We start from the raw sequence: 12,106 nt of genomic DNA, 5'->3' as shown, positions 1-12,106 counted from the left end.
GGGTCCACGCTTTGGGCCCCAAGTCCTCGTAGACCTTCTTATGTAATGACCAAAATTCCGATTCTGAAAAACGTTTCTTCATAGTTAACCACGATTAATCCCAGTAAGCCCTAGAAAAATCAATCAAGAGCATGTCGCTGAGCTGAACTCCCTTAAGCCCATGCTGCATAGCACAGACATCACGTGTGAAAGCAATGGGGATTAAAGGCATTTCTGCCAAGAAAAAATCTTCCATTGATTCGAGATGGGCAATTCTCTCATCCCCTTCAAATCCAAACCCGTCCTGGAAGAGCTCGCGCATCGTTTCTGGGCTCCAAGCCGTATAATTGCTTTCAAATTCACCTTGCATAAAAGATTCAAAAAATGTGTATGGGTCTCTATAGTCAGCCACACTAGAGTTGATTGAAAAATGAAAATCTCCCTCTGATAAACGAGCAAGAATGGATCTAAATTCAGATGATTCGATGCTTATAAGGACACCAAGTTTTTCTGCCCACTGCCTTTGAAGAGCTTGCGCTAGCTTAATTGCATTTTCTGAACAGAGTAAGCGAATTTCTCCTAACTCTTCTCTAGGCATACCTAACTCTTGCAAACCCTCCTCAAGAAATTGTCTGGCAAGCTGCTGAGATTCATTAATAAGTCGAACATGTTTACGCGTCGATAGAGAAGGCGGCAAGTAGGAATAAGCTGAAAAGGATCTCTTGAAAATTCCTCTAGCCATTTCCTCCCGATCAAGAGCCATCGAAAATGCCAATCTAATTTTCGACGAAGAAAAAGGGCGAATACTAGTGTTAAGAGTCAAGTAGGTGACAGATGCTACGTCATATTGGTCTGAAACAGAACCAGAGGGCAAAAGTCGATCAACTTCCTCTTGTGGTATTCCAACAAGACCACCACCTATTGAGTCTAGCTCACCACGCTCGAATAAGAGAGTTTGAGTTTCCGCTGACTCTACAAACATAAACTTAATTTGTGAAAGATGAATTGAACTAGAATCCCAGTAAAACGGATTTTTCTGAATCACAAGTGATTGACCCCACTTAGAACCTTTCAAATAGAACGGTCCATTTGTAATTAACTCATCATCCATATTGTAATCTGGATAGACAGGATAAAAAACAGGAAGTGTCAACAAATCTTTGAAATAGGGAACAGGATGTTTCAATGTAAAAAGAAGAGTTGAATCGTCTTCTGCAACAAGAGCAACATTTGACCAACTAGATTTTCCATTTCTAAAGTCTTCCACTCCAGAAATAAAATCGAAATGCATAGACCCATAGCAAGAACGTCCTCCAATTGGATCGATTGCATTTCTCCAACTCCTCACAAAGTCGTGCGCAGTTACTGGTAGGCCATTTGACCAATACGACTTTCTTAATTGGATCCGATAACGTAACCCATCTTCAGAAACATAAAGATCCTCTGCAAGTCCAGGCAGAATCGTTCGGTCTGGACCTGCCCTAAATAATCCTTCGTAAATATGAATAGCAAGAATAGCACTGTGAACATCATGCAAAAATTGAGGATGCAATTCCAACGGAGGACTTCCGAAATTCAATACCAGTGTATTCTTTTTTTCGATAGAATCCCTCAGATCAGAGTCTCTTCTAACCCAGAAAAAACCAAAACAAAGTGCGGCTACGGTAAGTAACCCTATAATGGTACGTGGTCTCAACTTCACCCCTTCTCCTCATTCGAAAGGTCCTTCTTTGCTTAACATCCAAAGCAAATTTCTAAGTATCGCATCGTAGCAAATAGAGTGGACTTCATCAACCTAGCTTAAATTGAATTCGACAATAGAAGAAAATTCATCGAAATTAATCCCAATAAGACCTAGAAAAATCAATTAAAAGCATATCACTGAGCTGAACTCCCTTAAGTCCAGGCTGCATAACACATACCTCACGCCTAAACGCAATGGGAATCAAAGGCATTTCCGATAAGAAAAAATCCTCCATTAATTCTATATGCGCAACTCTTTCATCACTATCAAGCTCAAAGCCTAAATGAAAAAGATTGCGTATAGTTTCTGACCTCCAAGATGACCAGCTGTTTTCAAAATCAGATTGTGCAAAAATACCAAAAAATGCGTATGGGTCTCTATAGCTAGCAGCAATGCAATTAATAGAAATGTGAAAGTCTCCTTCAGTTAAACGAGATAAAATAGATTTAAGTTCCATTGTCTCTATACCAACTGAAACTCCAAGCTTTTCTGCCCATATTCTTTGAAGAGCTTGTGCCATTTTAGCTCCTCTCGACGAACAAACTAGGCTCAATTCTCCCAGGTCTTTCATTGACATTCCTAACTCTTGCAATCCATCTTCGAGAAGTTGTTTCGCAAGTTGTGAATTTTCTTGAATAAGATGAACTCCTTTTCGACTGCAAATAGAAGGAGGCAAATATGAATACGCAGGTAAAGAACGCTTTAAAATTTCTCGACAAATTTCCTCGCGGCTAATAGCCATTGAAAAAGCCAGACGAATCTTAGCCGAAGAAAAAGGTGGAAGATTTGTGTTTAAGTTCAAAAAATGAACAGCTAATACATCGTATTCATCTGAAACACAACCAGAAGGCAAAAGTCGATTGACCTCCTCTTGAGGTAGAGGAGCAAGCCCGCCACCAATACAATCAATCTCGCCACTCTCAAAAAGAAGGGTTTGTGTCTCTTCAGATTCTACAAAGATAAACCTAATCTGAGAAAAGTGAACAGAATCGGAATCCCAATAGAACGGATTCTTCTGAAGTATAAGTGACTCTCCCCATCGTGAACCTTTTAAAAAAAATGGACCATTTGTAATTAACTCATCATCTACACCGTGATTTGGATAGACAGGGTAAAAAACAGGAAGTGTCAATAAATCTTTGAAATAGGGAACAGGATGTTTCAATGTAAAAAGTAAGGTATTATCGTCCTCGGCTCTAATAGATACGTCTGACCAACTAGATTTTCCATTTCTAAAGTCTTCTACTCCTAAAAAGAAATCAAAATACGTTGACTTTAAACAAATTCTGCCATCACCCGAGACGATAGCGTTTCTCCAGCTTCGAACAAAGTCGTGTGCAGTCACAGGAAGTCGCAGGAGAGATACACTTGTTCTGAATATCGGAAGTCCTCCGCTGGAATTACATCCTCAGAAACATACATTTGCTCAGCTAAACCAGGTAAAAGTTTTTTCCCTGTCCCCAATCTAAATAAACCTTCATAAAGATGTTTTGAAATGATTGTACTGTGCACATCTTGTAAAAATTGAGGATGTAATTCCAGCGGAGGACTTCCGATATTCAGAACAAGTGTATCTCTCCTGCTTGCAGAGATTACGGAGTTAGAATTTCGTCTAACACAAAGAAATGCAGAACAAAGCGCTACTATCGCAAGTAACCCTATAGTAGACTGTCTCACATTCTCAATCCTAATTCTTAAAAAGATTACTACTAATACTCAGGAGAATATCACTAAAGAGGTGCATAGATAGTTATAGAATGAACTCAACAATTTGGACATGCATAACTAAGTTGAAGATCATCAAGTCGTATCTGCATATCACAGGTATATAGATAATATGTTGTTTTCAACGAACTTGCCTTTCTTATGACAACTTCGTTCAGGAAGTCCAATATGCTCTTGAAAAATCTACCATCCTCCATTCCTGAACAATTACCCCGCTTAGTCCTTTTTGATAAGCATAAATCTGTTTCTCGAAAAACAGAGGAATTATAGGCATTTCCGCAAGTAGAGTGCGTTCTAATTTTCTCAAAAATGGAAGCCGATTCTGCCCTTCCGCTGAAAGGCCTTCTTCAAGAAAATGAAGAAAAAAGAAAGAACTCCAATTGGAAAAGTTGTTAGATCCCTTTTTATCTCGGAATGGCTCTAGCAATGTATAAGGATCCGGATAAGATGCAGACATTCCTTGAATCGCACAATCGAAGTCCCCTCGTTCAAGCCTAGAAAGGAATGTTTGAGAATCTACTAATTGTATGTTGATTCTGAAACCAAAAATTTTTTCCCAAGTTTCTTGTAGAAGTTTTACTAAAGCAACTTGGCCAGGGTGACAAATAAAACGTATTGAATTTAGATGCTCCGCTATCAACTTCTGTTCTAAAAGGCCTTTTTCGAGGGATTCCAACGCATCTTCAAGGTTTTCGAATAAAGAATTCATTTCAATCTGAGATGAAAAGACCGGAGGCAAATATCTATAAGCTGGAAAAAAACGTTTAGAAATCTTTCCCGAGAGTTCTAATCTATTCAAACTCATTGAGAAGGCACGACGAATCTTTTGTGAAGAAAAGATTTTAGAGGCTGTGTTTAGAATTATATAGTGCACAGAAGACGATTCCCCATCACTTTCTTGAAGCTGTCCTAAGCTAGATTCAGCAATGGGAAGAAGACAGCCGCCTATCCAATCAATTTTATTTCGAAGAAAAAGAGACGTTTGAACGGCTTCGTCTTGGAAGAAAAAAAGATCTACCTTTTCCATTTGAACAGACTTGGCATCCCAAAAAAAAGGGTTCTTTTCCCAGGTTATATGTTGCTGATTGCCCTTTACAACACGAAAAGGCCCATTAGTTATAGAGGCATCTTTTTGTCCATGTGGGTGTACAGGGAAAAAAATTGGTTGCGTAAGAAGAAAAAGAAAAGTAGGCATTCGCTTGCGAAGTGAAAAGCAAAGCGTATGATCATTCTTAGCAAAAAGCGACAACTTAGACCAATCAGGACGAAAAGGATCTATTTGTTCTGAGCCTTGTAAAATTCCTAAAGAGGAACGAAAAGGTGAAAATCTTTCACGTGGAGACAAAACTGAGTGCCAACTGCGAATGAAATCGTGAGCTGTAAGTGGAGATCCGTCTGACCAATAAGATGGCCTCAGTTCAATTTCGTAGTCTAGCCCATTCTTTGAAATCGATGTTCTTTTCGCCAATGCCGGTAAAAGCGATCCTTTCTCGCCTAGTCTAAAGAGCCCTTCATAGAGATGCAAAACAACAAATCCACTATTAGTATCACGAACAAAATGAGGGTTTATCTCTTGAGGAGGTGCACCAAGGTTTAATCTTAACCAGGTTCGCTCCATATTGGACGCATTCGATTTATGTCGTTTTAAGAAGAAAAACGAAGAAACAAACAATGAAGCGCAAACAGATAGAAATAAAAAATGTATACGTCTCATGACGTCTCTCCGAAAAGTTATTTTGCCCAACATGCTCTCGAAAAATCGAGAGAAAGATACGGACTGGAAACCACACCGATTAAGCCAGTCTGCAGCAAGAATGGAGGAGAGCCAAATGAGAGAGGGATAACGGGTAATTCATCTAAAATATGACGTTCTATTTCTGCAATACAAGCTTTCTTTTCCTCGCCTTCCATACTCAGTCCCGTCTGAAAAAGAAGACGAAAATAAGAAGAGTCCCAATTCATATTTCTATCGTGAAAGAAACAATCTAATAAAGAGTATGGGTCTTGATAGGAAGAAACAAATCGTGAAAGCGCCAGTTGGAAATCACCTGAAGAGACTCTTTGAAAGTAATCTGAAGAATCAAGCAAAATAATCCGAACATAAATACCTAAATTCTTTAATAATTGCTGTTGAATTACTTGTGCAAAACTTCTACAAAACGGCAAACAACATATGCTAAACCCTTGAAATAGGGACATTTCTAATCCCTTTTCCTGCAACCCCTCTAGAAAAAGTCGTCTAGCTTCATTTGGGTCTTCTTTCAATGAAATAAAAGGAAGGTGATCAGAAAAAGGCAATGGAAAGTATCTGTAAGAAGGTGGGGTTATCGTTTCTGAAGTTTTGACCAATTCTTTTCTGTCTAATGCCATCGAAAGCGCTTGTCTAATCTTTTTAGAAGAGAGAATCCTTTCATCTAAGTTAATGCGCATTGCACAAACCACAGACGATCCGCTCTGGACAACTTGTCTATTAAGAGAAAATCGTTCGATATCTTTTTCAGAATACAGAGAAATAAATCCTATACAATCTATTTCACCACTTTCAAAAAGCGGCAATTGAACTTCTTCTTCTAGAAAAAGCAATTGAATTTCCTTAAGAAAAACTGATTCTGCATCCCAAAAAAAAGGGTTCTTTTCTAGCAAAAGGCTCTTAAACCCATCAAATGATTTCACCCTAAAAGGACCATTGCAAATCACATTAGAACTGTCACTATCTTCTCTTACTGGGAAGAAAATAGGCAAAGCCAGCAAATGCTTAAAGTGATGAATAGGTTGTTTCAAAGTGAAAGATAGGCAATAGTCCCCATCAGCACATAATGAAACAGTCGACCAATCTGCATGACCTGAATTCAACTGATCAACACCCTTAATCCAGTTCAAATGAAATCCGAAAAAAGGGAAACGAAAGCCAGGACGAATCACTTTTTGCCAACTTCGAACAAAATCATAAGCTGTTACAGGGGTGCCATCTGACCATAAAGATTTACGTAACCCAATAAGATAACTCAAACCGTCTTGTGACACCGAAACACGTTCTGCAAGGCCTGGAATAATCGATCCGTTTTCACCGAACCGAAAAAGCCCCTCATAAAGATGCGAAATAAGAAAAATTTCTCTAGGAAACCTCACAAGATGAGGATTTAAATTAGTTGGAGGAAACCCTAAATTTACAACTAAAGAATTAATTTTTTGTGAGTTAGATCGATGTTTCAAACTATCCCAAATCAGTAAGAAACTACACAAAAAAGAAACAAATAAAACTCGTTTTAACAATTTCATGAACAAAACCAGATATACGCAGTCAAATCCAACGTTCTTTACAATTGGATAGATGACCCTCATTTTGAGGGCAAATAGAGATTACTACTTATCCCAATATGCTCTTGTTAAATCTACAGACATGTAGGGCACTGACGCAACGTTCCGCAACCCACTCTGAATAAGAAAAGGAGAATATCCAAAAGACAAAGGTATAAATGGCAATTCACTCAATACTATTCGTTCCATTTCAGTACAGTGTAACTTACGTTGAAATCCTTTCAGTCCCAAACCATTTTTATAAATATCTCCAAACTTTTCAGACTTCCACCCACATAGTGCGCGACCACAATGGAAGAGATAATCAAACAATGAGTACGGATCTCCGTAATTTCCTATGAGTTGAAAAATGCCTAGTTCCATGTCGCCACCAACCATGCGCCGCATAAACTCGGATGAATCAACGATAACAATGCTAGTTTCCAGTCCTAAAGTTCGTCGCAATTGCTGTTGAATTACACTTGCAATAATGCTAGTAGTTTGCACGCAGCATAATTCTAATGTTTCATCAATAGAAAATATATCATTCAAGTCTTCCATTCCTTTTTTAAATAACTTTTTTGCTTCTAAAGGAGACTCTATTAATGACTCTAACGGAGGGTAAGAAATGACTGCCGGGGGAAGGAAACGATAGGCTGGTGGATAAAAATTCGAAGAAATTGAAGCAAACTCTTCTCTGTTCAATGCCATGGAAATCGCCTTGCGAATCTTAACTGATTTCAAGATTCCAAAATTCGTATTAACAGACAGAGACAATAGAACAGGAATATTTTGCCTAAGAAAGGTCGATGGAACCGGCAGACTATAATTTACCTCATCTGAAGACATTGGAACAAACCCTATGCAGTCTATATCGCCTTTTTTAAATAAAGAAAGTTGAGATTCTCTACCCATGAAAAGCACCTTTATAAATTGAAAGGAAACGGAACTTAAATCCCAAAAAAAAGGGTTCTTTTCCAAAATCATCTGACCGACGCCGTCAAAAGATTTGACCTTGAAAGGTCCATTACTTGTATAGCCTATTTGATTAAGATTCGCATGAATTGGGAAAAAAACAGGAATGGCCAACAAATTAGCGAAATGAGACACAGGGCTCTTTAATGAAAAAACAAGAAGATGTTCTCCATCTGCTCGCACTGCGATAGAAGACTGATTATATTGAAGATTCGTAAATTTCTCTTGCCCATCTATGAAATTAAGATAGAATCCACAGAAAAGTAAGCTATTTGAATGAACGGCACTACGCCAACTTCGAACAAAATCGTGCGCTGTCAATGGATCACCATTTGACCAATAGGACGTACGCAAAGTTATCTGATAGGTCAATCCATCTTCTGACACTTCCATTTTCTCAGCCAATCCAGGCAATAAAACACCATCTGAACTTATTCGGAACAGACCCTCATAAAGATGAGAAGCCAAAAAAAAATCTTGTGGAGTTCGTATCATCTGAGGATTTAGGCTTCCTGGAAAAATACCCAAATTAACAGAAACAAATTGCTTAGAAATACGCGTTACTTCAGGAGATGGTTTATAGAAAAAAATCTTCCATATAAACAATGAAGAGATAAAACAACCCGACCACAAAATTGGATTTCGCAACCACTTCATATAGACACATAAAATAAATCTAACGCGATCTCGGATATGCTTTTGTTAACCACTTCGAGTCAACAAGAAGACGATTCTTTTCTCCAACGTGCTCTGGAAAAATCTATCATCATCAATTCATCAACTACAAATCCCTCTAGAGAAGGATGCCAGCTAAATACTTCTCGACCAAATGCAATTGGCACAACTGGCACCTCTTCCAAAATAATTTTCTCTAACTTTTCGAAAAAAACAGTTCTACTTTCATCTTCGAAATCAAAACTTTTTGCGAGTAAATCTCGAAATGATTCCGGACTCCATCCAGTTGCATTGAACGCTGAATCTGAATCAGAAAATTCTTCAAAAAAAGAGTAAGGGTCTCGATAACTTGCGATTTGGCTATAACAAGCAAAGTCAAAATCTCCATCCGATAATCTAGAAATCATAGTCGGAACAGAAACACACTGAACTTTCACCAAAATTCCCAAATTTTGGAACCATTGTGCTTGGAGAGCTTGGGCAAGTTTTAAACAGAGGCTAGTACAAAGAAATTCCACTTCCTCTGATTCTCCAAAATTCAATTCATGCATGCCCTCTTCAAAAAGAAGCTTTGCTTTATCTCTATTTTCCTCAATCAATATTGGTATATTCTTCTCCTGACGCAAGGCAGGAGGCAAATAGGAATATGCGGCAATACATCTTTTAAAAAAACCTTTCTGCATTCGATCTCTATCCAAGCTCATTGAAAATGCTTGCCTCACTTTCTTGGATTGAAAAATAGTACGTCGAGTATTGAGAATTGCATAATGTTCACACGCAACGGCATATTGACCAGACAACAACCCTCTTCTCTTAAGCGAGTCAATTGCCTCTTTAGAAATTGCCAAAAACCCTCCACCCATAAAATGAATATCACCTGATTCAAAAAGACTTGTCTGTGTCTGAGCCTCCTCAACTAATAGGAACCTAATTGATGAAAAAGAAACAGAAGATTCGTCCCAGAAAAATGGGTTTTTCTCAAGAACAATCAATTGACTCCATTTAAATTCCTTGAAACGAAAAGGGCCATTGGAAACAAGACACTTATCACTGTCAAATGACGATACAGGATAAAAAATAGGCAATGTCAATACTTCTATGAAATAAGGAGCACGATGCTCCAGAGAAAAAGAAAAAATGTTTTTTGAGTCTGCCTTCAGTGAAACCTTATCCCAATCATTCATATTATTTCTAAATTCTTTCACTCCTCTAATTAAATCAAAATGAAGAGAGTCTGCAGATAGTCGTTCTGAAGCAATGACATTTTTCCAGCTTCGAACAAAATCATCTGCTGTAAGTGGCCTACCATCTGACCAGAACGATTCACGCAATTCGATACGGTAATTTAGACCATCTTCCGATACATCAATTTTTTTCGCCAATCCTGGCAATAAACGCCCATTTTCACCTGACCGAACAAGCCCTTCATAAAGATGTCTAGATAATATTTTTTCATGACAATTATTAACTTTATGTGGGTGAAAAGTAGAAGGTGGATAACCCATATTAACGATCAATTCATTGCCAGGAAGCACTTGACGAACTCTAAGTTTCCAAAAAAAACCGAAAAACATGAAAAAAACACTGAAACGAATCAAATGCTTAAAAAAAGATTTATTCATCTCTAACCAATATTTCTATAATTCAGAATCTTTGTTTACATGTGAACAAAGCAAGGACATTTAGCATGACTAGGAAGAGGAAAAAAGATAGGATCAAAAATCGCTGTCTTTTTCACCCTTCTGATAGGAGTTTTGTAGTGCTCCAAAAAAAAATAATGTTCTTACTGCCATTTTTGGGGGCCTTATTTGTACCTCAACAAGAAATTGCAGCAATTAATAAAACTCTTCCTAAAATTGTTATAAAGGGTCTACAAGATCGAAATCTAGAGCAAGAGTTATACGCTCAAGTCCAACACGACAGAAAAATTTGCTTTGAAATAGCAAAGCAACGAGAAGAATTCCAGCGCCACATTTTAAAAAAAAAAATGGATGGCTGAACTGTTTTCACTATTTCGGTTACTTATCTCCACGCCTTGATTTAGTCTACGACCAAAATACAGAAACATTACATTTAGAAGTTGAACAAGGACCTTGTTACAAGATAGGTTCCGTTTGCATATTAGAAAACGACCTTCCATGCGAACCAAAAGTTGATTTGCCTATTTTTCCTATTTTAGAACCGGCCAGAACAGACCTTCTTAAACAGTTTCTCAGCGAATTAGAAGACAGCTATCTAAACCAGGGATTTCCATTTGCCAAAGTCGACTTAAACAATTTTGATTTAGATCACGACAATCATCAAGTAGATTTAGTTATCGATGTATCCACGGGATCAAAATATTTTTTTGGAGAGGCGACGTTTATTGGTCAAACCCGTTGTTCTGTTAGATTTCTTAAAAAACATCTTTGCTTCAAACCTGGAGGGCTATACTCAGGCAATAAAGTATACAGCAGCTGCAAATCTCTAGAAAAAACAGGTTTATTTGAAGAGGTTCGATCAGAACTAGGTCCCCCAGACATACGAAATTCTTCCATGCCAATTCTACTGCATGTTCAAGAGTCCTCTCCTAGATCAATTGGGTTAGGCTTATCTTGGAGTAGCCAAAAGGGTATAGGAGGAGCATTTGATTGGTCTCATGAGAACATATGGGGTGAGCAGGAAAAGTTCTTTTTTTCTGCGCAAAGCACCCAGAACGAGCAAGAATGCAGTGTAAGGTTCGTTAACCCAATACAAACCCTAGAAGACATATCGGTCTCTGTTGAAGGTTCGCTATATAGAGGACTTAGGTATGAAACCCGTGAGCATTCCGGTGCAATTGGTTCGCACCTAATCTTGGGCAAGAGGGCCCTCCAAAAAATTGGATTGAAGCTCGAAAAATTTTATGATGCCTTTGCTGGGGCTAAGCTTCTATTCAGCCTACCTTTTAGAGGGTCTTGTCCGTATTTCGATCGAAATGAGTCGAGCTCATCTCTGGCTCGTGTCTGGTGGACAGGAGAAATTTTCTACTCAATTGATTCGAGACACGACTTTTTCATCAAATTACAAAGTGGACTCATAATAAGCTTACCTGTCTGGAGAGAGGCTAAGTTGCGAACTCACCTACAATTACACTCGATTATAGGAACTGAGCTCAATGAGGTTCCCGTTTCCTTGCGTTGCTTTGGTGGATCACCATCAGTACTAAGGGGATACGCAGACAAAAGTGTTAGCCCCCTAAATAGACATGGCATCCCGGTTGGCGGAATGAGCTTATTAGCAATTGCGGTGGAACCTAGCGTTCCACTGTCAAAAGATCTTACTTTCGTGCCATTCTTAGATCTGGGACAAGTTTATCCCCATTCATCCCCGAATTTAGAGTCACCTTTTTTGTACTCCATAGGACTAGGAATGAGGAAAAAGGTTGCGATTGGCTCTCTTCGAGTCGACCTTGGAATGCCCCTCCAAAAACGCCATAACCTCGACAACCCAGTCGAGTTGTACATCCTATTAGGAGAAAACTTTTAAGCACCAAACATGCCAATGATAAAACGTCTTATTAGAACTATATTTCTCTTCCTAGGATCCCTGTGCGCTTCAGCGCTAGCATTGGGAGCGGTTCTCTATTGCACATTCGACACCGAATTTGTAAAAACATCACTAAATAAATGTATCTATAAATTTTTTCTTTTGAAACGCAACGAAGCATCTTGCAACGAGATGTCTATTTGG

The 12,106-nt window shown here is 38.5% G+C and carries 8 protein-coding genes; 2 read left to right on the top strand and 6 right to left on the bottom strand.

The window, feature by feature from the left end; all coding sequences use genetic code 11:
* Positions 1-94: 94 nt before the first annotated feature.
* The 6 genes from GCCT14_RS02255 to GCCT14_RS02225 all read right to left on the bottom strand — a co-directional run bounded on the left by GCCT14_RS02255 (position 95) and on the right by GCCT14_RS02225 (position 10,017).
* On the bottom strand, positions 95-1,681 hold the full coding sequence (locus tag GCCT14_RS02255) for a peptide ABC transporter substrate-binding protein (protein WP_108624060.1): 1,587 nt from the start codon (positions 1,679-1,681) through the stop codon (positions 95-97).
* 136 nt (positions 1,682-1,817) lie between these two features.
* The gene (locus tag GCCT14_RS02250; protein WP_157952496.1) at positions 1,818-3,068 is read right to left on the bottom strand and encodes a peptide ABC transporter substrate-binding protein; all 1,251 of its coding nucleotides are present in this window, start codon (positions 3,066-3,068) and stop codon (positions 1,818-1,820) included.
* Between the two features lie 534 nt (positions 3,069-3,602).
* Positions 3,603-5,162: a peptide ABC transporter substrate-binding protein gene (locus GCCT14_RS02240; protein ID WP_157952495.1), complete on the bottom strand. Its 1,560-nt coding sequence runs from the start codon at positions 5,160-5,162 to the stop codon at positions 3,603-3,605.
* Between the two features lie 17 nt (positions 5,163-5,179).
* On the bottom strand, positions 5,180-6,727 hold the full coding sequence (locus GCCT14_RS02235) for a peptide ABC transporter substrate-binding protein (RefSeq protein WP_157952494.1): 1,548 nt from the start codon (positions 6,725-6,727) through the stop codon (positions 5,180-5,182).
* Positions 6,728-6,811: 84 nt separating this feature from the next.
* Positions 6,812-8,377: a peptide ABC transporter substrate-binding protein gene (locus tag GCCT14_RS02230; protein ID WP_108624055.1), complete on the bottom strand. Its 1,566-nt coding sequence runs from the start codon at positions 8,375-8,377 to the stop codon at positions 6,812-6,814.
* Positions 8,378-8,436: 59 nt separating this feature from the next.
* On the bottom strand, positions 8,437-10,017 hold the full coding sequence (locus GCCT14_RS02225; protein WP_108624054.1) for a peptide ABC transporter substrate-binding protein: 1,581 nt from the start codon (positions 10,015-10,017) through the stop codon (positions 8,437-8,439).
* Positions 10,018-10,082: 65 nt separating this feature from the next.
* Between GCCT14_RS02225 and GCCT14_RS02220 the strand changes: the two genes are divergently transcribed.
* On the top strand, positions 10,083-10,394 hold the full coding sequence (locus GCCT14_RS02220) for a hypothetical protein (protein WP_108624053.1): 312 nt from the start codon (positions 10,083-10,085) through the stop codon (positions 10,392-10,394).
* A 158-nt stretch (positions 10,395-10,552) separates the two neighbouring features.
* A complete protein-coding gene (locus GCCT14_RS02215) occupies positions 10,553-11,902 on the top strand; it encodes an autotransporter assembly complex protein TamA (RefSeq protein ID WP_108624052.1) in 1,350 nt (449 codons plus the stop codon).
* The last annotated feature ends 204 nt before the right edge of the window (positions 11,903-12,106 follow it).

Source organism: Candidatus Similichlamydia epinepheli (assembly GCF_003056015.1).
This window is presented reverse-complemented; position numbering and strand designations above follow the sequence as displayed.

Bases quoted from the DNA above. Each gene is read 5' to 3' on its own strand.
- GCCT14_RS02225 (WP_108624054.1), bottom strand. From the start codon at position 10,017: ATGAATAAATCTTTTTTTAAGCATTTGATTCGTTTCAGTGTTTTTTTC.
- GCCT14_RS02235 (WP_157952494.1), bottom strand. From the start codon at position 6,727: ATGAAATTGTTAAAACGAGTTTTATTTGTTTCTTTTTTGTGTAGTTTC.
- GCCT14_RS02220 (WP_108624053.1), top strand. From the start codon at position 10,083: ATGACTAGGAAGAGGAAAAAAGATAGGATCAAAAATCGCTGTCTTTTT.
- GCCT14_RS02230 (WP_108624055.1), bottom strand. From the start codon at position 8,377: ATGAAGTGGTTGCGAAATCCAATTTTGTGGTCGGGTTGTTTTATCTCT.
- GCCT14_RS02240 (WP_157952495.1), bottom strand. From the start codon at position 5,162: ATGAGACGTATACATTTTTTATTTCTATCTGTTTGCGCTTCATTGTTT.